Here is a 25,546-nt window from a genome sequence, read left to right on the forward strand (position 1 = left end):
CCCACCAGCGTGCTCAACATGACCACGGTGACGCAGTACATCGTTCCGCCGCGTCCGGAGGACGAGCCCGCAGGGACCGGGTCCGACAGTGGGCCGGGGACCGGGAGCGGGGCGTTTCCGGGGACGGGGCGGCGGACGTCGTCGCGGGCGGCGGGGCGGGGGACGCTGGGGGCCGGGCTGGTCGAGGTGCCGGTCGTGCCCGTCAAGGACCCGGCGAGCGCGGTGCTGGACGACCCCGTCGTCGCTGAGAACAAGCGCTACTGCACCAACTGCGGCGAGAAGGTCGGGCGCGGGACCGACGGGGAGAAGGGGTCGCCGGAGGGGGTGTGCCCCAAGTGCGGGCAGGCGTTCAACTTCCGGCCGCGGCTGTTCCAGGGCGACCTCGTCGCCGGGCAGTACCAGGTGCTCGGGTGCATCGCCTACGGCGGGCTCGGGTGGATCTACCTGGCCAAGGACCACAACGTCAGCGACCGGTGGGTCGTGCTCAAGGGCATGATCGACACCGGGGACGCGACCTCGATGGCCTCGGCGGTCAACGAGCGGCGGTTCCTCGCCGAGGTCGAGCACGCGAACGTCGTCAAGATCTACAACTTCGTGCAGCACCCGGACCCGTACACGCAGCTGCCCAACGGGTACATCGTCATGGAGTTCGTCGGCGGGCAGTCGCTGAGGCAGTTGGCGCTGCAACACCACCGCGACGTCGGCAGGGCCGAGCCGCTGCCCATCGGGCAGGTGATCGCCTACGGGCTGGAGATCCTGCCCGCCATGGGCTACCTGCACAGCGTCGACATGCTCTACTGCGACCTCAAGCCGGACAACGTGATCCAGACCGGCGAGCAGCTGAAGCTGATCGACCTCGGCGCCGTGCGGCGGGTCGACGACTACGAGAGCCCGCTGTTCTTCACCGCGGGCTATGCCGCCCCGGAGCTGGCCAGGGAGGGCGCGTCGGTCGCCTCGGACATCTACACCGTCGGGCGGACCCTGGCGGTGCTCTCCATCGAGTTCGCCGGCTACACCTCGCGCTACAAGCACACGTTGCCCGGTCCGGACGTGGAACCGCTGTTCGCGCTGTTCGGCAGCTACCACCGCGTGCTGAAGCGCGCGACGCACGCCGACCCGGCCAAGCGGTTCACCTCATGCGGGGAGATGGCCGACCAGCTCACCGGTGTCCTTCGTGAGGTCATGGCGCTGGGCACCGGCAAGCCGCGGCCGGGCCCCTCGGCGGTGTTCGGCGTGGAGACCCGCAGCTTCGGGGTGGGGCTGACCGCGGAGGGGCAGCCCGCGCTGCCGACGCCGGACCCGCAGGAGGTGGCCACGATCCTGCCGCTGCCCTTGGTCGACACCGCCGACCACGCCGCGTCGGCGCTGGCCAGCATCACCGCCACCGAGCCCGCCGAGCTGGCCGCCGCGCTGGCGGCGGCCCCGCAGGACTCGGTGGAGGTGCGGCTGCGCCTGGTCAAGGCCCGCATCGAGCAGGGCGACCTGCGCGCGGCGTCGGGGGAGCTGGCCTCGGCGCGGCGGCTGGTGACCGACCCGGCCGACTGGCGCCCCGACTGGTTCCACGGGCTGATCGCGCTGGCAGGCCGCGCCCCGCAGGCCGCGCGCGAGGCGTTCGACCGGGTCTACGACGCCGTGCCCGGCGAGCTGGCCCCGAAGCTGGCTCTGGCGGTGAGCGCGGAGCTGGCGGGCGACATGTTCGCCGCCGCGCGGACCTATGAGCTGGTGTGGCGCACCGACCGCTCCTACGTGAGCGCGGCGTTCGGCCTTGCCAGGGTGTACCTGGCGCAAGGCGCGCGGACCAGCGCGATCGAGGTGCTGGAAGCGGTGCCGGAGACCTCCAGCCACCACGTGGCCGCCCAGGTCGCGGCCATCAAGATCAAGGCGCGCAAGGGCGACTGGGCCGCGCTGGCCGAGCAGGACCTGCACGACGCGGCGAGCAGGCTGGAGCGCCTGGCCCTCGACGCCGAGCGGCGGACCCGGCTGTCGGCCGAGGTGCTGGAGGCGGCCCACGCCTGGGTGAAGGCCGGGCGGCAGGGTGGCGGCCCGCCGGGGCGCAAGGTGCTCGGGTGCGAGCTGTCGGAGAAGGAGCTGCGGTTCGGCCTGGAGCGGTGCTACCGCGCGCTGGCCCGGCTGGCGTCCACCCCCGAGCAGCGCCACGCCCTGGTCGACAAGGCCAACTCGATCCGACCGCGCACCCTGACCTAGGCGTTTCAGATGTGAGTCGTGATCAGCCGGTCGCAGGCGGTGCGGACGGATCGTTTTGATACCGGTGTGTTCGGGCGTGTCCGGATTGGCGCGCACACCTGAAACACGCCTCAAAGCGGCGGCTGATACCCGCCGGCAGATAGTTCGCCGGTTGGCGAAGCTATGGGTATGAACACTTTGGACGGAAAGGTCGCCCTGGTCACCGGCGGGAGCCGGGGTATCGGGGCGGCGATCGCGGTTGTGCTGGCCGAGCAGGGCGCCGATGTCGCGCTGACGTACCAGTCGGACGCCTCCACCGTGGTCGAGGCGGTGAAGGCGACCGGGCGGCGGGTGCTGGCCCTGCGCGCGGACGCCAGGGACACCGCGGCGGTGGAGCGCGCCGTCGAGGACGTCGTGGCGCACTTCGGGCGGCTCGACGTGCTGGTGAACAACGCCGGGGTGGTCGGGGACCTCGATGACATGTGGGCGGTCAACGTGCGGGCGCCGTGGGTGGCCGCGCAGGCGGCGGCGCGGCACCTGCCCGACGGCGGCCGGATCGTCAACATCGGCAGCAACCTGGCCGAGCGGGTGCCGATGCCGGGGATCACCGCGTACGCGATGACCAAGTCGGCGCTGAACAGCATGACCCGCGGCCTGGCCAGGGACCTCGCCGGGCAGGGGATCAGGGTCACGCAGGTCGACCCGGGCTCGACCGACACCGACATGAACCCGGCGGACGGCCCGAACGGCGACCCGCAGCGCGCGATGATCCCCCTGGGCCGCTTCGCCGCGCCGCGGGAGGTGGCGCTGACGGTGGCGCACCTGGCCGGGCCCGGCGGGTCCTACATCACCGGCACCTCGGTCCTGGTCGACGGCGGGGTGAACGCCTGAGGGTCAGCGCAGTTCCAGGACCGAGATGTCCGGCGGGGCGCCCACGCGGACGGGTGGGCCCCAGAAACCGGCGCCGTTGGTGACGTAGAGCCAGGTGTCGTCCACTTTGGACAGGCCGGAGACCGCGGGCTGCTGCAGGGTCACGAGGTGGTGGAACGGGTAGAGCTGGCCGCCGTGCGTGTGGCCGGAGAGCTGCAGGTCCACCCGCGCCGCGGCGGCGTCCTCCACCTGGACCGGCTGGTGGGCGAGCAGGACGACCGGGTTGGCCGACCCGGCCAGGGCGCGCGGCAGGTCGGGGCCGTCGTCGAAGGACTTGCCCGCGATGTCGGTGATGCCCGCGATGTCCAGCCGCCCGCCGCCGCGGGAGAGCGTCGTGTGGGCGTTGTGGAGGTAGTGCAGGCCGAGCCGGTCCAGTTCGGCCACCCACTGCTGGTACCCGGAGTAGTACTCGTGGTTGCCGGTGACGAAGAAGGTGCCCTCCCGGGACACCAGGTCGCGCAGGGGTGCGGCGGCCTCGCCCAGCTCGGCCACCGTGCCGTCGGCGAGGTCGCCGACCATGGCGACCAGGTCGGCGTCCGCCTCGTTGATCATGCGGACCAGCCGCTCGGTGTGGGCGCGGCCCAGCATCGGTCCCAAGTGGATGTCGCTGACCACGGCGATCCGGAACCCCGAGAACGCCGGGTCCAGGCGGCTGATCGGCACGGTGAAGCGCCGGACGTGCGGGGTGCCCAGGGCGGACAGCACGCCCGTCCCGGCGATGCCGGTGGCCGCCACGCCCGCGACCACCGCGGCCGAGCGGGCCAGGAACAGCCTGCGGCTCTCGTCGGTGTCCGCGTCCTCGGCCTTGGCCACCGTCCTGCGGACCACGAACCGGGGCAGCTCCAGGACCAGGAGCACCACCATCAGGTAGAAGAACACCCCGAACCAGAGGTAGCCCGGCCAGACGAACCAGCGGGCGGCGTCGACGCCGACGAACCGCGGCAGCGCCAGCGTCGCGGCCACCAGGACCGCCAGGGCGGCCAGCGCGACCGTCCCGACGCGGCGCCACCGCGCCGTGCGGGTGGTGTCCCGGACCAGGCGCTTCCATAAGTACCAGTGCAGCAGGACGACCAGGGCCGCGACGACCACCAAGAACATGCGACCAGCCTACGGATTCAGGTCGAGCGGCCGACCGAGCAGGCTCGGGTCGGCGGCGACGCGGCGGATGTCCTCCGCGCGGCCGTGATCGATGAAGTGCTTCAGCTCCACCTGGACGAACACCGCCCGCGCCCGCACCGCGATGTCCCCGACCGGACTGTCCATCCTGCCCTCGGCGCTGACGAACACCTTGCGGCCCGCCACGCCGTCGATGTGGGCGTCGATGAACAGCACCGTGCCCACCGGCACCGGGCGCAGGAAGTCCGTCTCCAGCTTCCCGGTGACCGCGGGCCGCCGCAGCAGGTGGCCGACCGCGGTGCCCAGCGCCTCGTCGAACGCGCACGCGAGCAGCCCGCCGTGGGCGAGGCCGGGCGCGCCCTGGTGGACGTCGGTGACGGTGAACCGGGAGCGCACGGTCAGCTCCGTGCCCGCCGTGGCCCGCAGGTGCAGGCCGTGGTCGACGCTGTCGCCGCAGCCGAAGCAGTGCGCGTAGTGCTCAGGCAGCTCGGTGTCGGGTGCGGGCGCGTCCGGATGGCGCGCGGGCATCTCGGTCTCGACCGGTGGCCAGGAGTTCACTACCGCAGGGTAGGTGCCCTCAGGCGCGGCTGGGGGGTCGGGTGCTGGGCTCGGTGTGGCGCAGCGGCGAATGCCACCGTGGCTGGAGTGTGATTCAGGCCACTAAGCGTGGACAGCTGGGGGTTCATGTTTTGCGCGGGGAACCAATTCGGAGAGTGCGCATTGACGTCACTCGCTTGGCCTAGCGCTAAGCCCGAGAGGCAGTAGAAAGGGGCCGTTCCAGCCGATAACCTAAGCGTTGCTGGCCGTGGATTCTGTGTCGTGCTTTCCACGCTCGCGGAATGAAAACGCGGGCGGGCTGTTTCCGCTGGACTGGGGCGGGGGCGCCGCCCGGGGGCGGCCCGGGGTTGCACGGTGCAACCCCAAGCTCCTGCGATGGAGGCAGGTTTTATGGCACAGGGCATAGTCAAGTGGTTCAACGCCGAAAAGGGCTACGGATTCATCGCGCAGGACAACGGCGGCGCGGATGTCTTCGTGCACTACTCGGAGATTCAGTCGAAGGGCTTCCGTACGCTGGAGGAGAACCAGCGGGTGGAGTTCGAGGTCGGCCAGGGCACCAAGGGGCCGCAGGCCACCAACGTCATCCCGCTGTAAGGGCCGATAAAACGACGTGAGCCCCCGGCCGAATCCGCCGGGGGCTCACGTCGTGGTCGAAAAGGAGTAACGCGGCCCAATCAGCGCTGCATCTGGTAGTGCTCCAGCTGGCGGGCCTCCCAGTCGAGGCGCTGCATGATCCACTCCTGGGCCAGGGCCATCGGGGAGGTCTGGCGGTAGGCGGCCAGCTCGCGGAGCTTCTCGTTGGCGGCCAGGGGCAGGCGCAGCTGGTGCACCTCGGCGGTGCCGAAGCGCCTGCCGGTGGCCGTGGTCTCGGTGTCGCTGTCCGGGGCCAGGGCCGCCAGGTACGACTCCAGTTCGTCGTCGGGCAGCTCGTCGGCCTGCTCGCGCACCGCGGTGCGGTGGCGGCCGGTGTTCTCGCCTACCGGCTTGAGGTCTGAACGGCTGCGTCCGAATGAGGGGAAAGGCACCGGGACACGATAACGAATCGGTTGCGGCGTGCGGATCAGTGTGACCGGCGTCACGCAACCTGACGGGGTGACACATCTCCCAGCCATGGAGAGGCCCCCGCGCCAGGGGGAGGAACGCGGGGGCCGGAGGGGATCTCCACAGGCGCTGACTGGGGGTGTGTCAGCACGACGATTGTTGCACGCGCACGCGTCTCGCGGGAGGGTCCGCTCGGGGAAAATCTCGGCAAAAGTTCACTTGACGTTCGTCTTGTGAGCAACCCTCTCCATCCGCTAGCGCCGCCGCCCGACCGTCCGGCCGGGGGACGCCAGGGGTCCCGGACCCACCGTTGCGGCGCTCGTGGTGACCGCCTGGTCGCCTCCATACCGGCCCATAGCCCGAACGGGTGGCGCGGTTGCCGGTTAACCAGTGTCCAGTCCTGGCGACAACTGGGAAGCGGGTTACACACGGCTACTCAGCGAGTAAGCCCGGTTCACCCCCCAGGGGGCTGTGACCTGAGCGAGATCTCTCATAGCCTCACGCCAAACAAAAAGCCGGGGAGGCAGGATGAGCGGGTCTTTGGAAGTTCGTTCGTTTTTGCTACGTCAGGACAGCTTGGGTGGGTCGGCGAATTTCGCCACCGGTGTGCCCGCGCCCCGTTCTGGGGAAGGGTCCCGCGTCACCGCGGACCAGGTCCGACGAGCGCGCATGGCCGTGGCCTGCGGCGCGCAGGATACCGAAGACTGCCGCGAGCTGCTGGAAATGCTGGGCCTCATCGAGGGGGAAGATGGTCTTCCACCCGTTTGCCGATAGCGCGAACGGCGTGGCGGGCGCAATTTCGATCATGCTTGATCTGACATGCTTGATCTGGGGAGTCGAAACGGCTCCGGTGAATTTCCGCCGGAGCCATCACCCGAACACCGGGTGACGGTTTCCCGAGGACCGCGGCGCCCTCGCCTCGCGCGAGGGTCGGCAGCGGACCGTGCTCAGCCCCCCGCCGGACCTCCGGCACGGGCCGCCACGGGGCGTCGCAGGCGTGTTTGCCCTGGTAGAGCGGTTTAGGGGGTACCCGTTTTGGTTCCCGGGGCGCCGTGTCATAAGCTATGGCTGCTCCCAGCGAACACCGGACGAGCATAGGTCGGCTCCCATCGTCTAGCGGCCTAGGACTCCGCCCTTTCAAGGCGGCAGCGCGGGTTCGAATCCCGTTGGGAGCACGGATAGACAAGCAAGGCCCTGTGGCGCAGTTGGTTAGCGCGTCGCCCTGTCACGGCGAAGGTCGCGGGTTCGAGTCCCGTCAGGGTCGCAAGTTTCGGTGTCGAAGCCGAAGCAGGCGATTTGGCCAGGTAGCTCAGTTGGTACGAGCGACCGCCTGAAAAGCGGTAGGTCGGCGGTTCGACCCCGCCCCTGGCCACCACGAAGCAGCCGAACGGCCCTCCCCCATCGGGAGGGCCGTTTCGCGTGGCGGGGTGTGACCGCCGATCAAGGGCCCAATGGCCACAAAACGACTACCGTGATCTAGGTCACATCACATTACCAGTCTTGGTAATCGGCGCAATTTGCGAAGTGCGGGTGCCGTAGTGCAGGCAGGGCCACTTGGTCGGTCACGGGAAATCCGGCATCCTGTGACGTAGTCGCCCCGGGCCCTGGTGGGCGCGCAGAGTGACGGTCGCGGGTGGCCTGGCCTGACTGTCCTTTGTGATCATGCAACCGGGTCGAGCGGCCACGATGGGCGGCAGGGTGTCCATTTGACGCACGACACAACTACGCAGTGTGTAGTGAAGCGGTACCGGATGGTGAGATCGCGCGCCCGGTTGCGCCAAAACTGACTCTCCGTGTAACGGCATTGCCCGGGGGAACGAATCAGCTATCGCGACCCGAGAACGGCCACCGTCGGCCGAGCTCGGTCGCCCATGACATTCACGGGGTGCGGGGCTCTCGGGGACCACCCGCACCGACCGCGTGAGGCACACCGGACCAACCGGGGGAAATACAATGCGTGACCAAGTAGGGTTCCCGCGCCGAAGATCAGCCACCTGGCCCGCTCCGCCGACGCTCCGGCGGACCCGCGGCGCCCGGGGCAGCCTTCCCGCGGGAGAGCCTTCGTTCCCGCCCGTGGCCGGGTGGGAGCCGCGCTACCGGGCGGGCGTCCTGCTCGGGGACGTGTTCGCCCTGCTCGTCGGCGTGGTCGTCGTCGGCGGGCTGGTCACCGCGCACACCCGGCCGGGGGAGTCGGTCGTGCATCCGGTGACCTTTGTCACTTTTGGCATCCTGGTCGCCGCGTTCGCGGTGAACCGGGTCTGGACTTCCACCGTGCTCGGGCACGGGGTCGAGGAGTTCCGCAGGGTCGGCCGGGCCTTCGTGGCCGCGGCCGTCGTGCTCGCGCTGGCCGGGCTCCTCTTCGACGTCGACCGCATCCGCCCGTGGGTGTTCGCGGTCATCCCCGCCACCGCCCTGCTCGTGTTCCCCCTGCGCTACGCGCTGCGCCAGTTGCTGCACCGGGAGCGGCGGGACGGGCGGTGCCTGCTGCCGGTCATGGCCGCGGGCAGCACCGAGACCCTGCGCGACCTGATCACGCGCACCCGCAACACCCCGTACCTGGGCTGGCGCGTCGACGCCGTCTGCACCACCGACGGCGTCGGTGACGACGAGTTCGAGCTCTCCGGCGTCTCCGTCGTCGGGCGGCTGCCGGACCTGGCCACGCACGCCCGCCGCGGCGGGTACCGGATCGTGGCGGTCACCCCGGACCAGTACTGGACGCCCAAGCGGCTGCAGCAGCTGGCCTGGAACCTGGAGGGCAGTGGCGCGGAGATGGTCGTCGCGCCCGTGCTGATGGAGGTCGCTGGCCCGCGCCTGCACGTCGACCACGTGCTCGGGATGCCCCTGCTGCGAGTTTCGGCGCCCTCGTTCACCGGCGTGCGCCGCGTGATCAAGGACGTCTTCGACAAGGTCGGCTCGTTCCTGCTGCTGGCCGTGCTGACCCCGCTCATGCTGGCCGTCGCCCTGGCGATCAAGGCCGACAGCCGCGGGCCGGTGTTCTACAGGCAGAACCGCGTCGGCAAGGACGGCCGCCACTTCACCATCGTCAAGTTCCGCACGATGGTCACCGACGCCGACAAGCTCCTGGCCAAGCTCACCGAGCAGAACGAGGGCCACGGCCTGCTGTTCAAGATGCGCCGCGACCCCCGGATCACCCGGGTCGGCGCGGTGCTGCGCCGCTACTCCATCGACGAGCTGCCGCAGCTGTTCAACGTGCTCGCGGGCCCGATGTCGCTGGTCGGGCCGCGCCCGCCGCTGCCGGAGGAGACCGCCCGCTACGCCCCGGACGTGCGGCGGCGGCTGCTGGTCAAGCCGGGGCTGACCGGCCTGTGGCAGGTCAGCGGGCGCAGCGACCTGCCGTGGGAGGAGGCGGTCCGCCTCGACCTGCGCTACGTGGAGGACTGGTCGCTCGCGCTGGACGCGGTGATCCTCTGGAAGACCATCCGGGCCGTGTTCTCCGGTCAAGGCGCGTACTAAAAACACCATTTAAGGGGATTTCACCGTGGGAACCATCGGCCTCGCCGTCATCGGCGCCGGGTACTGGGGACCGAACCTGGTCCGCAACGCCCAGGCCACGCCCGGACTGCGCCTGGAGTACCTGTGCGACCTCGACGCCGAGCGCGCGCGCCGGGTCCTCGGGGGCTACTCGACGGTCAAGGTGTCCGACTCGCTCGAGGAGGTGCTGGCCGACCCGGCCGTGCACGCGGTGGCCATCGCCACGCCCGCCAAGACCCATCTGCCGGTCGCCATGGCCGCGCTGGAGGCGGGCAAGCACGTGCTGGTGGAGAAGCCGCTGGCGGCCACCTACACCGAGGGCCGCGAGCTGGTCCAGGCCGCGGAGCGCCGCGGCCTGACCCTGATGCTCGACCACACCTACTGCTACACCCCGGCCGTCGAGCACCTGCGCGGGCTGATCCGCGGCGGCGGGCTCGGCCAGATCCAGTACCTGGACTCGGTGCGCATCAACCTGGGGCTGGTGCAGCCCGACGTCGACGTGCTGTGGGACCTGGCCCCGCACGACCTGTCGATCTTCCTGTCGATCCTGCCCGAGGGCGTGACGCCGGTCGCGGTGGCCGCGCACGGGTCGGACCCGATCGGCGCGGGCCGGGCCTGCGTGGCGCACCTGACCCTGGAGCTCTCCGGCGGGGTCATGGCGCACGTGCACGTCAACTGGCTCTCCCCCACCAAGATCCGCACCATGATCATCGGTGGGTCGGCCAAGACCGTCGTCTGGGACGACCTCAACCCCAGCCAGCGCCTGGCGGTCTACGACCGGGGCGTGGACCGGGTCGCCGCCGAGGACATCGGCGCGGAGGCCAAGGCGCAGACGCTGGTCTCCTACCGCACCGGCGACATGGTCGCCCCCGCGCTGCCGGAGAAGGAGGCGCTGCGCGCGGTGATGGCCGAGTTCCAGTCCTCGATCGCCGAGAGCAGGCCGCCGCTGACCGACGGGCGCTCCGGGCTCAAGGTGCTCGCGATCCTGGAGGCCGCCTCGGCGAGCCTGTCGCAGGGCGGGGCGTTCATGCCGGTGCTGAGCGAGCTGGCCGCGGGGGTGTCGGCATGAGCGGGCAGCCGATCACGGGCCAGCGGGCGCTGGTGACCGGTGGCGCGGGCACGATCGGGTCGGCCGTGGTCGACCGGCTGATCGAGGCGGGCGCGGCCGAGGTCGTCGTGCTGGACAACTTCGTGCGCGGGCGCCGCGCCAACCTCGCCGACGCCGCGGCCAAGGCCGGGGACCGGCTGCGCGTGGTCGAGGGCGACATCAACGACCGCGCGCTCGTCGGCGAGCTGACCCGGGGCACGGACCTGGTGTTCCACCTGGCCGCCATCCGGATCACCCAGTGCGCCGAGGAGCCGCGCCTGGCGCTGGAGTGCCTGGTCGACGGCACCTTCACCGTCATCGAGGCCGCGGCCGAGCACGGCGTGAAGAAGGTGATCGCCTCCTCGTCGGCCTCGGTGTACGGGCTGGCGGAGGAGTTCCCGACCACCGAGCGGCACCACCCGTACAACAACGACACGTTCTACGGCGCGGCCAAGGCGTTCAACGAGGGGATGCTGCGCAGCTTCCACGCCATGACCGGGCTGGACTACGTGGCCCTGCGCTACTTCAACGTCTACGGCCCGCGCATGGACGTCCACGGCCTCTACACCGAGGTGCTGATCCGCTGGATGGAGCGCATCGCCGACGGCGAGGCCCCGCTGATCTTCGGCGACGGCGCGCAGACGATGGACTTCGTGCACGTCCACGACATCGCCCGCGCCAACCTGCTCGCCGCCAGGGCCGACGTCACCGACGCGGTCTACAACATCGCCGCCGCGCAGGAGACCAGCCTGCTGGGCCTGGCCAAGGCGCTGCTGGCCGCGATGGACCGCGACATGGCGCCCGAGCACGGCCCGGAGCGCAAGGTCAACGGCGTCACCCGCAGGCTGGCCGACATCTCCGCCGCCGACCGCGACCTCGGCTGGCGCCCGGAGATCAAGATGGCCGACGGGCTGCGCGACCTGGTGGCGTGGTGGCAGGCGGAGAAGCGCGCGGCGGGAACGGACGCCGTCTGATGGCCATTCCCGTCATGAAGCCGATGCTCGGCGAGGCCGAGGCCCAGGCGGTCGCCGAGGCCGTGCGCTCCGGGTGGGTGGCGCAGGGGCCGCGGGTGGCCGCCTTCGAGAAGGCGTTCGCCGAGCGGGTCGGCGCCGCGCACGGGGTGGCGGTCTCCAGCTGCACCGCGGGGCTGCACCTGTGCCTGCACCTGCTGGGCATCAAGCCCGGTGACGACGTCGTCGTGCCGTCGCTGTCGTTCATCGCCACGGCCAACGCCGTGCGCTACTGCGGGGCCAACCCGGTCTTCGCCGACGTCGACCCGGTGACCGGCAACCTGACCGCCGCGACGGTCGCCGCCGCGCTCACCGAGCGCACCAAGGCCGTCATGGTGGTGCACCAGGCGGGCGTGCCCGCCGACGTGCCCGCGATCCGCGCGGCCGCCGGGTCGATCCCGGTGGTGGAGGACGCGGCGTGCGCGGCCGGGTCGACGCTGCGCGGGCGCCCGGTCGGGGCGGGCGCGCTGCTGGCGGCGTGGTCGTTCCACCCCCGCAAGCTGATCACCACCGGCGAGGGCGGGATGGTGACCACCGATGACCCCGAGTGGGCCACCCGGCTGCGCAGGCTGCGCGAGCACGGGATGAGCGTCTCCGCCGCCGACCGGCACGCCTCCGGCGGCGCGGTGGTCGAGTCTTATGTGGAGACGGCGTTCAACTACCGGATGACCGACGTGCAGGCCGCGATGGGCCTGGTCCAGCTCGACCGCCTCGACGGCATCGTCAAGCAGCGCCGCGAGTTGGCCGCCCGCTACCACGCCCTGCTGGCCCCGCTGGGGCTGCGCGCGATCGCCGACCCGCCGCACGGCACCACGAACTTCCAGTCCTTCTGGGTCGCGCTGCCCGACTCCGCGCCCGGCCTGGCCGCCGTGCTGGCGAGCCTGGCCGCGGCCGGGGTCTCCGCGCGGCGCGGGATCATGGCCGCGCACCTGGAGCCCGCCTACGAGACCCACCCGCACCCGCAGCTGCCGCACACCGAGCGGATCGCGCTGCGCTCGGTGATCCTGCCGCTGCACCACGAGCTGACCGACGCCGACCAGGAGCTGGTCGTCGCCGCGCTGGCCGAGGCGGTGGGCGGGTGAGCCGCCCGGTCGCCGTCGTCGTCGTCACCTACAACAGCGCCGAGGTCATCACCGAGTGCCTGGCCGCGCTGCCCGCCGCCCTCGACGGGGTCGACGGGCGGGTCATCGTGGTCGACAACGCCTCCTCCGACGCCACCACCGAGCTGGCCGCCGCGGCCGACCCGGCGGCCAAGATCGTGCACCGCCCCGGCAACGACGGCTTCGGCGCGGGCGTCAACGCGGGCATCGCGCACGCGCAGGGCTGCGACGTGCTGGTGCTCAACGCCGACGTCCGCCTCGCGCCGGGCTCCGTCGCGCTCCTGCAGAGCACGAACCCGGGCATCGCCGTGCCGAAGCTGACCGACGCCGAGGGCCGCGTGCAGCACTCGCTGCGCCGCGCGCCCACCGTCGCGCGCACGCTCGGCGAGGCCGTGCTGGGAGGCACCCGTGCGGGCCGCTGGCGGCTCCTGGGAGAGACGATCACCCACCCCAGGGCCTACGAGCGCGCGGGCACGCACGACTGGGCCACAGGGGCCGCCTGGCTCGTCTCCCGGGAGTGCCTGGAGGCCGTCGGCCCGCTGGAGGAGCGGTTCCTGCTCTACTCCGAGGAGACCGACTTCATGCTGCGCGCGGGTCGGGCCGGGTTCCCCACCCGGTATGAGCCCGCGGCGCACGCCGTGCACCTCGGCGGGGAGTCGACGACCTCGCCCGCGCTGTGGTCGCTGGTGGTCACCAACAAGGTCCGCCTGCACCGCGAGCGCTTCGGCCACCTCGCCGCGATGGGCATGTGGCTGGCCGCGCTGGCCGACAGCGCCGTGCGTGCCCCCGGCTCGGCCAGGCACCGCCAGGCCGTGCGCGCGCTGCTGTCGATGCGCCGCTGGCCCGCGCCGCTGGACGGCGAGGGGCCGTCCTACATCTGCTTCTCCGCGCAGGACTGGTGGTACCACAACCAGGCGCACTCGGACTTCCAGCTGCTCACCCGCGTCGCCGAGCACCGCAAGGTGCTGCTGGTCAACAGCATCGGCCTGCGGATGCCGACGCCTGCCAAGAGCACCCAGGTGCTGCGCCGGATCACGCGCAAGGCCGCCAGCATCGCCAAGCTGGTGCGCCGCCCGCTGCCGGACGTGCCCGGCTACCACGTCATGACCCCGCTGCCGCTGCCCTTCTACGGCTCCCCGGCGCTGCGCAGGATCAACGCCGTGCTGGTGCGCGCGCAGGTGCGCGCGGTGTCGCTGGCCCTGGGCATCCGCAACCCGGTGATCGTGGCGACCATCCCCACCGCGTGGGACGTCGTGGAGCCGATGAAGCGCCGGGCGCTGCTGTACAACCGCTCGGACCGCCACTCCGCCTTCCCCGAGGCCGACCAGGGCACGATCGCCGCGCTGGAGCACAAGCTCCTCGACGGCGCCGACCACGTGCTCTACGTCAGCCGCTCGCTGCAGGCCGAGGACGCCGTCGGGCAGCGCGCGCACTTCCTGGACCACGGCGTGGACCTCAGGCACTTCCAGCGCCGCGCCGAGCTGCCCGCCGACCTCGCCGCGATCCCCGGGCCGCGGATCGGGTTCTTCGGCGGCCTCGACGACTACCTGGTCGACTTCGACCTGCTGGAGCGCCTGGCCGCGGAGATCCCGGAAGCCTCGCTCGTGCTCGTCGGGGACACCTCGATCTCCATGGAGCGCTTCGAGAAGTACCCGAACCTGCACTGGCTCGGCTTCAAGCCCTACGCCGAGATCCCCGGCTACGGCACGGGCTTCGACGTGGCGATCATGCCGTGGCTGGACAACGACTGGATCACCCACGCCAACCCGATCAAGCTCAAGGAGTACCTGGCGCTCGGGCTGGCCACGGTGAGCACCGACTTCCCCGAAGTGCGCCACTACGCCGACCGGATCGCCGTGGTCAAGGGCCACGACGCGTTCGTCGCGGCCGTGCGGGACGCGCTGAGGACCGGCGGGCTGTCCACCCCGGACGGCCGCCGCGCCTCGGTGCTGTCCGCGTCCTGGGACTCGCGCGCCCGTCAGCTGATGGACCTGGCCGAGAGGCAGCGATAGCGATGTGCGGCATCGCCGGATACCGGCGGCTCGACGGCGCGCCCGCCGACCAGGGGCTGCTCGCCGAGATGGCCAAGGTCCTGCACCACCGCGGCCCCGACGACTCGGGCACCTGGGCGCGCGGCCCGGTCGGGTTCGCGCACACCCGGCTGTCGATCATCGACCTGGGCGCGTCCAAGCAGCCGATGTCCGACCAGGACGTGCACCTGGCGTTCAACGGGGAGATCCTGAACTACCGCGAGCTGCGGTCCTCCCTGGACTACCCGTTCCGCACCGGCGGCGACACCGAGACGCTGCTCGCGGTGTACCTGCGCGACGGTGTCGAAGGAGTGACCAAGCTGCGCGGGCAGTTCGCCTACGCGGTTTTCGACGCGCGGTCCGAGGAACTGCACCTGGTGCGCGACCGCCTCGGCATCCTGCCGCTGTACTACTACCTCGACGACAAGGTCTTCGCCTTCGCCTCGGAGATCAAGGCGCTGTTCCCGGTCATCGGCAGGCCCGAGGTGGACCGGGAGAGCCTGCACGACTACCTCGCCCACCGCTCGGTGCCCGCGCCGCACACCCTGGTCAAGGGGGTGCGGAAGGTGCCGCAGGGCCACCGGCTGACGCTGGGCCGCGACGGGCAGGTCCGGCTGCGGGCGTACTGGCGGCTGCCGGAGTCCGGGGCGCGGCACGTGCGCCCGGAGGAGGCGGTGCGGCTGGTCGGCGAGGCGCTGGACGCCTCCATCGCCGACGCGCTGGTCGCCGACGTGCCGGTCGGGGCGTACCTCTCCGGCGGCATCGACTCCAGCCTGATCGCCGCGCTGGTCGCCGAGGCCCGCGACGGCGCGGGCCTGCACACCTTCAGCGCCGGGTTCGGCGACGAGCGGGTGGACGAGACCCGGTGGGCGCGGCGGGTGGCCGGCCTGGTGGGCAGCGAGCACCACGAGGTCACCGTCACCGCCGAGGACTTCCGCGACTCGTGGGCCAAGCTGAGCTGGCACCGTGACGCGCCGCTGTCCGAGCCCGCCGACGTCGCCGTCTTCCGGCTGGCCGAGCTGGCCCGCCGCGAGGTCAAGGTCGTGCTCTCCGGGGAGGGCAGCGACGAGCTCTTCGGGGGCTACCCCAAGTACAAGTTCGCCGGGCTGACCCGCTTCGCCGGGCTGGCGCCGGGGCGCGGGGCGGTGCTGTCCCGGCTGGAGCGGGCGCTGCCCGCGTCGAAGGCCCGGCTCGGGGTGGCGCTGCGGGCGCTGGCCGAGCCGACGGCGGCCGAGCGGATGCGCGGCTGGTTCGCGCCGTTCACCACCGGCGAGCGGGCGTCGCTGCTGGGCGGGCCGTCCGCGCGCGCGGTGCCCGAGGCGTACACCCGCGGGCGCGGCGACGCGCTGCGCCGGATGCTCTACGCCGACTCGCACGCCTGGCTGGCCGACAACCTGCTGGAGCGCGGCGACCGGATGTCGATGGCGGCGTCGCTGGAGCTGCGCCCGCCGTTCCTGGACCACCGGCTCGTGGAGCTGGCCTTCTCGCTGCCCTCGTCGGTGAAGGTGCGCGGCGGGGTGACCAAGTGGGTCGTCAAGGAGGTCGCCCGCAGGCACCTGCCCGACGAGGTCGTGGACCGGCCCAAGGCCGGGTTCAAGGTGCCGCTGGACGCGTGGTTCCGCGGCGGGCTGCGGGAGATGGCCGCCGACCTGCTGACCGGGCCGTCGTCCTTCGTCGCCGACACGCTCGACGCGGACGCGGTGCGGGGCCTGCTGGACGCGCACAACTCCGGGGACCGCAACGAGCAGCCCCGGCTCTGGACCCTGCTGTCGCTGGAGGTCTGGCACCGGGAGCTGACCCGGTGACCCGTCCGCTGCTGCTGGTCGGCGCGGGCGGGCTGGCGCGGGAGGTCCTCGCCGCGGCCCGCGCGTGCGGCACCTTCATGCCGCTGGGGATGCTGGACGACGCCCCGGAGCTGCACGGTTCCATTGTGGACGGCCTGTCGGTGCTCGGCGGGCCCGACCTCGTCCACGAGCACACCGACGCCCTGGTGCTGGTGTGCGTGGCCAATCCGGCCCGGCCCGCCGCGCGGGCGAAGGTGGTCGCCCGGCTCGGCCTGCCGGAGCGGCGCTACGCCACGCTGGTGCACCCGGCCGCCTCTGTGGCCGCCGGGGTCGAGCTCGGCGCGGGCACCGTCCTGCTGGCCGGGGCCGTGATCACCGCGCCGCAGCGGGTGGGCGCGCACGTGGTGGCCATGCCGCACGTGCTGCTGACCCACGACGACGCCGTCGCCGACCACGTGACCCTCGCCGGTCGCGCCACCCTGGCGGGCGCGGTGACCGTCGGCGAATCGGCCTACATCGGCGCGGGCGCCCTGATCCGCCAGGGCGTCCACATCGGACCTGAAGCGGTCGTCGGGATGGGGGCGGTCGTGCTCGGCGACGTCCCCGGCGGCCAGACCTGGGCGGGCGTCCCGGCCCGACCCCTCATTCGCGAGGAGAAGACATGACCATCCCGTTGGTGGACCTGGCGGCCCAGCACGCCGCCGTGGCCGAGGAGGTCGCCGCGGGCTGGGCGCAGGTCCTGGCCCGCACCGCCTTCGTCGGGGGCCCGCAGGTCACCGAGTTCGAGGCCGAGTACGCCCGCTACGCCGGGGTCCCGCACTGCGTCGGCGTCGGCAACGGCACCGACGCGCTGGAGCTGGCCCTGCGCGCGCTGGACGTCGGGCCCGGCGCCGAGTGCGTGCTGCCCGCCAACACCTTCATCGCCACCGCCGAGGCCGTCGCCCGCACCGGCGCGACCCCGGTCCTGGTCGACTGCGACCCCGACACCGCGCTGATCGACCCCGAGGCCGCCGCCGCCGCGGTGACCGCCCGCACGCGCGCCGTGCTGCCGGTCGACCTCTACGGCCAGGCCGCGCCGGTCGAGCGGCTGCGCGAGCTGCTCCCGGACGGCGTGGCCATCGTCGAGGACGCCGCGCAGTCGCAGGGCGCGACCCGGTTCGGGCAGGTGTGCGGCTCGCTCGGCGACATCGCGGCCACCAGCTTCTACCCCGGCAAGAACCTCGGCGCCTACGGCGACGCGGGCGCGGTCACCACCGCCCGCGCCGACCTCGCCGAGCGGGTGCGGCTGCTGGGCGCGCACGGCTCGCCGCGCAAGTACGAGCACCCGGTGCTCGGGTTCAACAGCAGGCTCGACACGCTGCAGGCCGTGGTGCTCTCGGCGAAGCTGCGCAGGCTCGACGGCTGGAACGCCGCCCGCCGCGAGGCCGCCGACCGCTACACCGCGCTACTGTCCGATGTGTTCGGTGTCACCACTCCGGCTGTCGCTCCGGGGAACGTCCCGGTGTGGCACCTCTACGTGGTGCGGGTCGCCGACCGGGACACGGTCCTGGGCAAGCTGCACGCGGCCGGGATCGGCGCGGGCATCCACTACCCGACGCCGCTGCACCTCACCGGCGCGTTCGCCGGGCTCGGGCTGGGGGTCGGCGCGTTCCCGGCCAGCGAGCTGCTGGCCTCGCAGATCCTGTCCCTGCCGCTGTTCCCGGAGATCACCGTCGGTCAGCAGGAGCGGGTGGTGGCCGAGCTGGCCGAGGCGGTGCGGGTGTGACGGCTGTCGAGAGAGGACTGTTCGAGTAAGCGGTCCTCACGAGCTGTCACCGCGGTGACGAGTGCCGGGACCTCCCGGTAATTGGGAGCACATTCCCTTCCCCCAACAGGGGTAACGGGATGGCGCCTGGCAGCGATGTGTAGTCGAGGTGCTCGGCGCTCTGGGCGATGCTGTCCGCATCTCACTACACAGGGTGACTAGCCGTGGAGGCTCGAATGGACCGTGCGAACGGTCGGGCGCGGACGACCAGAATCGTCCTGTCGGGTTTGCTCGTGGCGGTCGGACTACCGCTGCTGATCACCACGCCCGCCTCCGCGGGTCCCTGTGACGCTCCCACGAACGCCATCGTGTGCGAGAACTCCAAGCCGGGCACCCCGAAGGACAACTGGTTCGTCGAGTCGCCCTACGGCAGCATCGAGGGCTTCGCGACCGCCACCAGCGTCCAGCCCGGCGAGCGGCTGGACTTCAAGATCAAGACGCCGAGCGCGAACTACGTCGTCGACATCATCCGGCTCGGCTACTACCAGGGCAACGGCGGACGGCGCCAGGCCACGCTGAGCCCCGCGGTGCCGCTGCCGCAGACCCAGCCGCAGTGCGGTTACGACAACACCTCCGGCATGGTCGACTGCGGCAACTGGGGCGTCTCGGCGAGCTGGTTCGTGCCGTCGACGGCGGTGCCCGGCTTCTACGTCGCCAACTTCATCCGCAACGACGAGGCGGGCGCCAGCCAGTTCCCGTTCGTCGTGCGCAACGACTCCTCCACCTCCGACATCGTCGTGCAGACCTCGGACCAGACCTGGCAGGCGTACAACAAGTACGGCGACCGGCCGGGGATCAACGAGTTCAACATGTACGAGGGTGGCTTCCCCGGCTCCCCGGACGGGCGCGCGTACAAGGTCAGCTACAACCGCCCGTACCGCAACGCGGGCACGTCGAACTTCCTCAACGCCGAGTACCCGTTGGTGCGCTTCCTGGAGCGCAACGGCTACGACGTCACGTACCTGTCCGGTGTGGACGTCACCAGGAACCCGAACCTGCTGAAGAACCACAAGGTCTACGTCTCCAGCGGCCACGACGAGTACGCCAACGCCGTGCAGCGCGCGGGCATCGAGGCCGCCCGCGACGCCGGGACCAGCCTGTTCTTCGCCACCGGCAACACGATGTTCTGGAAGACCCGCTTCGAGGGCTCCATCGCCGGGCCGAGCACCCCGCTGCGCACGCTGGTCTGCTACAAGGAGACCAAGTCCCCCGGCGGGGTGAAGATCGACCCGCACCCGGAGTGGACGGGCACCTGGCGCGACCCGCGCTCCTCCCCGCCCAGCGACGGCGGCAGGCCGGAGAACGCGCTGATCGGCGCCCTGTTCATGGTCAACGGCTACCGCGCCGACGCCCTGCAGGTCCCCGCCTCCTTCGGCCGCAACCGCCTGTGGCGCAACACCTCGGTGGCCACCGCGACCGGCACGACGACCTTCCCGGCGGGCACGCTGGGCTACGAGTGGGACACCGACCCGGACAACGGCTTCCGCCCGGCGGGCTCGATCCGGCTCTCGGACACCACCGTCAACGTCGACGACGGGATGCTGCTGCTCGACCACGGCCACCTCTACGGCGCGGGTCCCGCCCAGCACAACATCACGCTGTACCGCGACCCGGAGAGCAAGGCGCTGGTGTTCAACGCCGCGACCGTGCAGTGGGCGTGGGGCCTCGACGCCGACCACACCTTCCCCTACGGCGCGCCGCCGACGGCGCCGACGAGCCCGGCGATGCAGCAGGCCACCGTCAACATGCTCGCCGACATGGGCGCGCAGCCGCGCACGCTGATGGCGGGCCTGGTCTCGGCCACCAAGGGCGCAGACCTCACCGGCCCCACCGTCACCGTCACCGGGCTGGCCAACGGCCAGACCATCCCCGCGGGCACCCCGGTGACCATCTCGGGCACCGCGGCCGACGTCGGCGGCGGCAAGGTCGGCGGGGTCGAGGTGTCCATCGACGGCGGCGCGACCTACAAGCGCGCCACCGGCCTGGACAGCTGGAGCTTCCCGTGGACGCCCTCGGCGCTCGGGCAGGCCACGATCAAGGTCCGGGCCTCCGACGACGGCGCCTCCATCGGCAACACGGTCACCATCACCGTCACCATCGGCGCGCAGCAGTGCCCGTGCTCGATCTTCGGCAACGCCGCGCCCGCCACGGTCGACAGCGGCGACAACGCCTCCATCGAGGTGGGTACGAAGTTCACCACCTCGGTGAACGCGACGGTGACCGGGATGCGCTTCTACAAGGCCGCGGCGAACACCGGCCAGCACACCGGCTCGCTGTGGTCCCCCGGCGGGCAGCGGCTGGCCACCGGCACCTTCATCAACGAGACGGCATCGGGCTGGCAGACGCTCAACTTCGCCCAGCCCGTCCAGATCCGCTCCGGCACGCCGTACGTCGTCTCCTACCACGCGCCCGCGGGCCGGTACTCCGTCAACGCGGCGTTCTTCAACGACAAGGGCGCGGGCATCGTGCCGCTGACCGCGCCGCGTTCGGGCTCGGTGGCGGGCGGCAACGGCGTGTACCGCTACGGGGCAGGCTTCCCGGACAGCTCGTTCAACGGCGGCAACTACTGGGTCGACGTCATCGTCACCACCGACACCGCCGACAACGTCCAGCCGCTGATCAACTCGACCGCCCCGGGCAGCAACGCGACCGGCGCGTACATCGACTCCACCATCTCCGCGACGTTCAACGAGGACGTCGACCCCGGCAGCGTGCAGTTCATCGTGCAGGCGGGCGGCAACCCGATCGCGGGCACGGTCAGCACCGACGGCCCCGTGGTGACCTTCACCCCGAACGACCTGCTGCCCGGCAACACCGCGCACTCGGTGACGCTCAACGCCACCGACGGCTTCGGCAACCCGCTCGCGGCGCCGAAGTCGTGGAACTTCACCACGGGCACGAACCTCGGGCCCTGCCCGTGCAACCTGTTCGGCCAGCGCACCCCGGCGACGCTGGACGCCCTGGACGGCGGCGACGTCGAGCTGGGCGTGAAGTTCACCGTGGCGGCCAACGCGACGGTGACCGGCGTGCGGTTCTACAAGGCGTTCAACAACACCGGCACGCACACCGGCTCGGTGTGGACCTCCGCGGGCCAGCGCGTCGCGCACGGGACGTTCACCGACGAGACCGAATCGGGCTGGCAGACGCTGACCTTCGACGAGCCGGTGCAGATCTCGGCCGGGCAGACGTACGTGGCCTCCTACCGGGCGCCCAACGGCCGGTACTCGGTCGACCCGGGCTACTTCGCCGCCCAGGGCGCCGGTCGCGGCATCCTGACCGCGCCGACCTCGCCCGCGGCGGGCGGCCAGGGCGTCTACGTCTACGGCGGCGGTTTCCCGTCGAGCTCGTTCAACCACAACAACTACTGGGTCGACGTCGTCGTCGACACCGATGGCGCCGACACGACCGCGCCGACGGTCACCAGCACGGACCCGGTGGACGGCGCGACCGGCGTGTCGACCGGCGCGGGCATCACGGTCAACTTCTCCGAGGCGGTCAACCCCGCGTCGCTGCAGTTCACCGTGGCGGACGGGCCGGACCCGGTGCCCGGCACGGTGCACCTGGCCTCGGACAACCGCAGCGCGACGTTCGTCTCCACCGCGTCGCTGCCGGGCTCGGCCCAGCTGAGCGCGACGGTCAACGCGGGCGACCCGATGGGCAACCCGATGGCGGCCCCGCACAGCTGGTCGTTCACCACGGCGGGGGCGGGCACGTGCCCGTGCAGCCTGTTCCGGCCGACCGACGCGCCCGCGTCCTTCGCGGTCGACTCACCGGTCGAGCTGGGCATGCGGATCACCCCGTCGGCCGACGGCGCGATCACCGGCGTCCGCTTCTACAAGTCCGCGGGCGACCCGGGCGAGCACACCGGCACGCTGTGGTCGCCCACGGGCACGGTGCTGGCCACCGGGTCCTTCGCCGAGGAGTCGGGCAGCGGCTGGCAGACGATGACCTTCGACGAGCCGGTGCCGGTCACCGCGGGGACGACGTACCTGGTGTCGTACTGGAGCTCGGCGGGCCGCTTCGGGTACACGCCGAACTACTTCGGCGCCGACAAGGTCAACGGGCCGCTGACGGCCCCGGCGTCCTCGCCGTCGGCGTCCAACGGCGTGTTCCAGTACGGCGGCGGCGGAGTGTTCCCCGCCGGACCCGGTAACGGATCGAACTACTGGGTCGACGCAGTGTTCGAGACGAGCTAGCCGTTGTCCGGAGGGGGCGCACCTGTGGCCAGTGTCGATGTGGTCATCCCGTGCTACAAGTACGGATCGGTCCTGCCGGTCGCCGTGCGCAGCGTTCTCGACCAGCCGGGCGTCGACGTCCGGGTGCTGGTCATCGACGACGCCTCCGGCGACGGCAGCGCCGACGTCGCGCGCGGGCTGGCGGCCGAGGACGGCCGGGTGCAGGTGTGGGAGCACCCGGTCAACCGCGGGCACATCGCCACGTACAACGAGGGCCTGCTGGAGTGGGCGAAGGCGGACTACTCGGTCCTGCTCTCCGCCGACGACGCGCTGACCCCCGGCGCCCTGGGGCGGGCCACGGCGCTGCTGGACGCGCACCCGGAGGTCGGGTTCGCCTACGGCAGGCCCCTGCACTGGGACGGCAGCGACCCGCTGCCGGTCGCGCGGACGGCCTCGCGCGGCTGGACCGTCTACAACGGATTCACCTGGCTGCGGCGGCGGTTCTCCCTGGGCGAGGGGTGCATCACCTCGCCTGAGGTGGTCGTGCGCACGGAACTGCAGCAGAAGCTGGGCGGCTACGACCCGGAACTGCGCCACTCCGGCGACATCGAGATGTGGATGCGCTTCGCCCTGCACGCCGACGTCGGTTATCTGCCGGGCGTCGACCAGGCGTACTACCGCAAGCACGGCGCGAACATGTCCACGGCCTACTACGCGACCCAGGTCGGGGATCTGCGACAGCGCCTGGCCGCCTTCGAGAGCACGGTCCGCCGCGCGTCGGGCATCCTCCCCGACCGCACCGCCCTGGACACCCAGGTCCGCCGCGTCCTGGCCCGCGACGCCCTCCGCAGGGCGGGCCGCTCCTACGACAAGGGCCACGCCGACACCGCCCCCATCACCGAACTGGTCGAATTCGCCCGCGAAGCCTTCCCCGCCATCGCCTCCCTCCCCGAATGGCACACCCTCCGCCTCCGCCAACGCCTCGGCACCCGCCGCGCCCGAGCCCTCTCCCCCCTGGTCCTGACCGCCCCGGCCAGGCGCGTCCGGCAGCTCTACCGAGAGGCCCGCTGGGCCCGCCAAGGCGTCTGACGTTTGGGCTCAAGCCGGAACTTGGTAGGTCGGCAGGGGTTGCGCTAGCCACTCTGGATCAAAGGTCAAACCCGTCACCCGTTCGTCAGCGGCGAGGCTGGCCGAGCGCAGGTGCTCAAGGGGGAAGTCGTCGGGCTCCACCCAACCGGGAGACAGGTCATTGGCTCCGGCGGGCCTGCCGATGAACGTGGGGTCGAAGCGCGCCACGAGCTGGCCGTCCATGGCCTGGACGAGTTGGTGGGAGCTGGGACTCCAGTACACCGACAGGAATCGTCCCGCAGGACTGGAGAGTGTGCGGGCGACCTCGGGTGCGTTGCCGACCCACCCGTTCGGCTCGATGGCCAGGACATGCCCGTGGTGCTCCTTGAGCTGGACGAGACCGTAGTCGTCCAGGTGTTCGTTCCGCTCCAGCATGGCGACCTCGAACGGCAGGCTGGTTGGCCTTGGCGTAGCCCGCCGTAACCGCACCGCCCTGGCAACGCTGCTCACGGATGGGGACTTCTTCGGTTCGGGCGCCACTGCCACCCTCATCAGTAGTGGCAAAGGCGTACTCGTCACAACTGCCGCCGTACTTGGGAACGAACTTGCCGCAGGCCGCTGCTCGGTTGGCTGCCTGCTTGGCAGAGTTGCGGGTGAGCACCGAGGGCACACCCGACGACCATGCCAGTGACACGCCAATTCGAGGTGATCACGGAAACTGTAATTGAAGAGTGGCGTCTCCTGTAGGGCTACAGGAGACGCCACTCTGGGGGATCAGCTGAGGGCGAAGCGGTCGGTGGTGACCAGTTCGGCCAGTTGGTCGAGGGTTAGGGGCTGCTTGAGCAGGGGAGGGTTGGAGATGCCCTCGTAGGTGCGGGTTTGGGCGGCGTAGACGGTTGTCCCGTCTGCGTGGCGGTAGGCGGCCCACTGGTCGAAGCGGTTGTCGTCGGTGGGTTGGCTTACCACGCCCACCTTTTTGCCGTTGACGTTCCGGACTTCGCACTTGCCGCCCATGCCCCAGAAGTTCTTGGCCAGGGCACAGGGACTGGCGGGGTCGTTGTTGCCCGCGGTGTGGACTTCCATCAGGAGTTTGCCGTAGCGGCCGTTGGCGCCGACGGGCATTCCCGCCATGTACTCCCAGACCTCGACGCCGTTGATGGTGTCGGCGTACTGGGCTTGGTGGTAGCGGGTCTCGCCGTGGCTTTCGGCCGGGTTGGTCCACTCCAGCGGCGGTGACTGCAGGTGCGCGGGGAGGGCGGCGGTCATGAGGTCCAGCAGTTCGGCGCCGCGGGCGTGCTGAGGGCCCTGGCTGGCGGTGCGGTCGGTCTGGCCATTGGGCCAGGACGGCTTGGTGGGCACGTCCGAGCCGGGCAGGGTTGACACCGGTGAGCTCGGGACCGGGGCGGCCGAGGGGGTGACCTGGACGGTGCTGGACAGCGCGGACCCGGGCTGGGCGGCGGGACCGCCCATGGCGCCTGCCAGGGCGATGGCGCCCGCGGCGATGACGGCGACGCCCGCGGCCGCTCCGCCGCCCATCAGGGCGTTGCGGCGGCGGCGGTGGGCCGCTTGGGCCAAGGACAGGGTCTCGGCGGGGTCCATGGGGGGTGGGGTGTGGGCCATCGCCTGGTTCATGGCGTGACGCAGCTCGTGCTCGTCCATCCGGTCCTCTCAGCGGGTGTGCGCGGGCAGCAGTGCGCGCAGGGTGGACAGGCCGCGGGACGTCTGGCTCTTGACGGTGCCGGTGGAGCACCGCATCGCGGTGGCGGTCTCCTCCACCGACAGGTCTTCCCAGAACCGCAGCACCAGCGCTGTGCGCTGGCGGAGCGGCACCCGGGCCAGGGCGGCCAGCAGCACCATCCGGTCCTCCGGCCGCTCAGCGGCCAGCGACCCGTCGGCGGGCTGGTCGGTCACCCGTTCCCGGTGGAAGAACCCCCGTCTCGACTCGTCGAGGAAGGTACGCACCACGATCTGCCGGGTGTAGGCGTCCAGGCGGTCGCGTCGCGACACCCGGTTCCACACCCGATAGAGCTTGACGAACGCCGACTGCACGAGGTCCTCGGCCCGATGCCAGTCGCCGCACAGCAGATAAGCCGTGCCGCGCATGGCATCCGCCCGCGCCGCGAAGTAGGCGGCGAACTCGCCGTCCCGATCCATCCATCCCCCTGGG

Annotated in this window: 20 protein-coding genes, 3 tRNA genes and 1 pseudogene; 17 read left to right on the plus strand and 7 right to left on the minus strand. The window is 71.6% G+C overall.

Translation table 11 applies throughout. The features are described 5' to 3' along the window. The first annotated feature begins 18 nt into the window (after nt 1-18). On the plus strand, nt 19-2,205 hold the full coding sequence (locus ACTG9Q_RS03020; RefSeq protein WP_455571008.1) for a tetratricopeptide repeat protein: 2,187 nt from the start codon (nt 19-21) through the stop codon (nt 2,203-2,205). Between the two features lie 168 nt (nt 2,206-2,373). Then, on the plus strand, nt 2,374-3,075 hold the full coding sequence (locus tag ACTG9Q_RS03025; RefSeq protein ID WP_455571009.1) for an SDR family NAD(P)-dependent oxidoreductase: 702 nt from the start codon (nt 2,374-2,376) through the stop codon (nt 3,073-3,075). Between the two features lie 3 nt (nt 3,076-3,078). Here ACTG9Q_RS03025 and ACTG9Q_RS03030 read toward each other — a convergent pair whose 3' ends face one another. Together ACTG9Q_RS03030 and ACTG9Q_RS03035 are read right to left on the minus strand one after the other, a co-directional pair. Continuing rightward, nucleotides 3,079-4,212: a metallophosphoesterase gene (locus ACTG9Q_RS03030; protein ID WP_455571010.1), complete on the minus strand. Its 1,134-nt coding sequence runs from the start codon at nt 4,210-4,212 to the stop codon at nt 3,079-3,081. A 9-nt stretch (nt 4,213-4,221) separates the two neighbouring features. Beyond that, nucleotides 4,222-4,758 carry a PaaI family thioesterase gene (locus ACTG9Q_RS03035; RefSeq protein ID WP_455571310.1) on the minus strand — a complete coding sequence of 179 codons (537 nt, stop codon included), beginning with the start codon at nt 4,756-4,758 and terminating at the stop codon, nt 4,222-4,224. A 420-nt stretch (nt 4,759-5,178) separates the two neighbouring features. Between ACTG9Q_RS03035 and ACTG9Q_RS03040 the strand changes: the two genes are divergently transcribed. Continuing rightward, nucleotides 5,179-5,382 (plus strand): cold-shock protein, encoded by a 204-nt coding sequence (locus ACTG9Q_RS03040; RefSeq protein ID WP_455571011.1) that lies wholly within the window; start codon nt 5,179-5,181, stop codon nt 5,380-5,382. An 80-nt stretch (nt 5,383-5,462) separates the two neighbouring features. Here ACTG9Q_RS03040 and ACTG9Q_RS03045 read toward each other — a convergent pair whose 3' ends face one another. After that, a complete protein-coding gene (locus ACTG9Q_RS03045) occupies nt 5,463-5,813 on the minus strand; it encodes a hypothetical protein (protein ID WP_455571012.1) in 351 nt (116 codons plus the stop codon). A gap of 544 nt (nt 5,814-6,357) precedes the next feature. On the opposite strand from ACTG9Q_RS03045, the gene ACTG9Q_RS03050 reads away from it, so the two are divergent. From ACTG9Q_RS03050 to ACTG9Q_RS03115, 14 genes are all read left to right on the plus strand, one after another. Beyond that, entirely contained in the window at nt 6,358-6,603 is a 246-nt protein-coding gene (locus tag ACTG9Q_RS03050) for a hypothetical protein (RefSeq protein ID WP_455571013.1), read from the plus strand. 328 nt (nt 6,604-6,931) lie between these two features. Further along, nucleotides 6,932-7,004, plus strand: a tRNA-Glu gene (locus ACTG9Q_RS03055). 15 nt (nt 7,005-7,019) lie between these two features. Then, nucleotides 7,020-7,093 (plus strand) — tRNA-Asp (locus ACTG9Q_RS03060). Nucleotides 7,094-7,127: 34 nt separating this feature from the next. Further along, nucleotides 7,128-7,204 (plus strand) — tRNA-Phe (locus ACTG9Q_RS03065). Between the two features lie 578 nt (nt 7,205-7,782). After that, nucleotides 7,783-9,303: a sugar transferase gene (locus tag ACTG9Q_RS03070; protein ID WP_455571014.1), complete on the plus strand. Its 1,521-nt coding sequence runs from the start codon at nt 7,783-7,785 to the stop codon at nt 9,301-9,303. A gap of 25 nt (nt 9,304-9,328) precedes the next feature. Beyond that, a complete protein-coding gene (locus ACTG9Q_RS03075; RefSeq protein ID WP_455571015.1) occupies nt 9,329-10,390 on the plus strand; it encodes a Gfo/Idh/MocA family protein in 1,062 nt (353 codons plus the stop codon). Beyond that, nucleotides 10,387-11,382 (plus strand): SDR family NAD(P)-dependent oxidoreductase, encoded by a 996-nt coding sequence (locus ACTG9Q_RS03080; protein ID WP_455571016.1) that lies wholly within the window; start codon nt 10,387-10,389, stop codon nt 11,380-11,382. The genes ACTG9Q_RS03075 and ACTG9Q_RS03080 overlap by 4 nt, the downstream gene beginning before the upstream one ends. Further along, entirely contained in the window at nt 11,382-12,500 is a 1,119-nt protein-coding gene (locus tag ACTG9Q_RS03085; RefSeq protein ID WP_455571017.1) for a DegT/DnrJ/EryC1/StrS family aminotransferase, read from the plus strand. The genes ACTG9Q_RS03080 and ACTG9Q_RS03085 overlap by 1 nt, the downstream gene beginning before the upstream one ends. Then, the gene (locus ACTG9Q_RS03090) at nt 12,497-14,530 is read left to right on the plus strand and encodes a glycosyltransferase (RefSeq protein ID WP_455571018.1); all 2,034 of its coding nucleotides are present in this window, start codon (nt 12,497-12,499) and stop codon (nt 14,528-14,530) included. Before ACTG9Q_RS03085 ends, ACTG9Q_RS03090 begins: the two co-directional genes overlap by 4 nt. Before the next feature lie 2 nt (nt 14,531-14,532). Further along, complete coding sequence (gene asnB / locus ACTG9Q_RS03095) at nt 14,533-16,353, plus strand: asparagine synthase (glutamine-hydrolyzing) (RefSeq protein ID WP_455571019.1); 1,821 nt, start codon at nt 14,533-14,535, stop codon at nt 16,351-16,353. Next, complete coding sequence (locus ACTG9Q_RS03100) at nt 16,350-16,997, plus strand: NeuD/PglB/VioB family sugar acetyltransferase (RefSeq protein ID WP_455571020.1); 648 nt, start codon at nt 16,350-16,352, stop codon at nt 16,995-16,997. The genes asnB and ACTG9Q_RS03100 overlap by 4 nt, the downstream gene beginning before the upstream one ends. Beyond that, on the plus strand, nt 16,994-18,097 hold the full coding sequence (locus tag ACTG9Q_RS03105) for a DegT/DnrJ/EryC1/StrS family aminotransferase (protein WP_455571021.1): 1,104 nt from the start codon (nt 16,994-16,996) through the stop codon (nt 18,095-18,097). Before ACTG9Q_RS03100 ends, ACTG9Q_RS03105 begins: the two co-directional genes overlap by 4 nt. Before the next feature lie 272 nt (nt 18,098-18,369). Next, nucleotides 18,370-22,332 (plus strand): DUF4082 domain-containing protein, encoded by a 3,963-nt coding sequence (locus ACTG9Q_RS03110; protein ID WP_455571022.1) that lies wholly within the window; start codon nt 18,370-18,372, stop codon nt 22,330-22,332. 24 nt (nt 22,333-22,356) lie between these two features. After that, nucleotides 22,357-23,400, plus strand: a complete 1,044-nt coding sequence (locus tag ACTG9Q_RS03115; RefSeq protein ID WP_455571023.1) for a glycosyltransferase family 2 protein — start codon at nt 22,357-22,359, stop codon at nt 23,398-23,400. Between the two features lie 9 nt (nt 23,401-23,409). Here ACTG9Q_RS03115 and ACTG9Q_RS03120 read toward each other — a convergent pair whose 3' ends face one another. From ACTG9Q_RS03120 to ACTG9Q_RS03135, 4 genes and pseudogenes are all read right to left on the minus strand, one after another. After that, entirely contained in the window at nt 23,410-23,889 is a 480-nt protein-coding gene (locus tag ACTG9Q_RS03120; protein WP_455571327.1) for a hypothetical protein, read from the minus strand. A gap of 13 nt (nt 23,890-23,902) precedes the next feature. Next, nucleotides 23,903-24,073 (minus strand): annotated as a pseudogene (locus ACTG9Q_RS03125) (NucA/NucB deoxyribonuclease domain-containing protein); the annotation flags it as partial. A gap of 80 nt (nt 24,074-24,153) precedes the next feature. Further along, the gene (locus tag ACTG9Q_RS03130) at nt 24,154-25,038 is read right to left on the minus strand and encodes a hypothetical protein (protein ID WP_455571024.1); all 885 of its coding nucleotides are present in this window, start codon (nt 25,036-25,038) and stop codon (nt 24,154-24,156) included. Between the two features lie 9 nt (nt 25,039-25,047). Then, nucleotides 25,048-25,533 carry a SigE family RNA polymerase sigma factor gene (locus ACTG9Q_RS03135; RefSeq protein ID WP_455571025.1) on the minus strand — a complete coding sequence of 162 codons (486 nt, stop codon included), beginning with the start codon at nt 25,531-25,533 and terminating at the stop codon, nt 25,048-25,050. Nucleotides 25,534-25,546: the final 13 nt, after the last annotated feature.

The sequence above is a fragment of the Actinokineospora lacus genome (genome assembly GCF_053813445.1).

Coding starts and splice junctions, on each gene's coding strand:
- ACTG9Q_RS03050 (WP_455571013.1), top strand. CDS start 6,358: ATGAGCGGGTCTTTGGAAGTTCGTTCGTTTTTGCTACGTCAGGACAGC.
- ACTG9Q_RS03130 (WP_455571024.1), bottom strand. CDS start 25,038: ATGGACGAGCACGAGCTGCGTCACGCCATGAACCAGGCGATGGCCCAC.
- ACTG9Q_RS03080 (WP_455571016.1), top strand. CDS start 10,387: ATGAGCGGGCAGCCGATCACGGGCCAGCGGGCGCTGGTGACCGGTGGC.
- ACTG9Q_RS03040 (WP_455571011.1), top strand. CDS start 5,179: ATGGCACAGGGCATAGTCAAGTGGTTCAACGCCGAAAAGGGCTACGGA.
- ACTG9Q_RS03020 (WP_455571008.1), top strand. CDS start 19: ATGACCACGGTGACGCAGTACATCGTTCCGCCGCGTCCGGAGGACGAG.
- ACTG9Q_RS03025 (WP_455571009.1), top strand. CDS start 2,374: ATGAACACTTTGGACGGAAAGGTCGCCCTGGTCACCGGCGGGAGCCGG.
- ACTG9Q_RS03035 (WP_455571310.1), bottom strand. CDS start 4,758: ATGCCCGCGCGCCATCCGGACGCGCCCGCACCCGACACCGAGCTGCCT.
- ACTG9Q_RS03135 (WP_455571025.1), bottom strand. CDS start 25,533: ATGGATCGGGACGGCGAGTTCGCCGCCTACTTCGCGGCGCGGGCGGAT.
- ACTG9Q_RS03070 (WP_455571014.1), top strand. CDS start 7,783: ATGCGTGACCAAGTAGGGTTCCCGCGCCGAAGATCAGCCACCTGGCCC.
- ACTG9Q_RS03085 (WP_455571017.1), top strand. CDS start 11,382: ATGGCCATTCCCGTCATGAAGCCGATGCTCGGCGAGGCCGAGGCCCAG.
- ACTG9Q_RS03030 (WP_455571010.1), bottom strand. CDS start 4,212: ATGTTCTTGGTGGTCGTCGCGGCCCTGGTCGTCCTGCTGCACTGGTAC.
- ACTG9Q_RS03105 (WP_455571021.1), top strand. CDS start 16,994: ATGACCATCCCGTTGGTGGACCTGGCGGCCCAGCACGCCGCCGTGGCC.
- asnB (WP_455571019.1), top strand. CDS start 14,533: ATGTGCGGCATCGCCGGATACCGGCGGCTCGACGGCGCGCCCGCCGAC.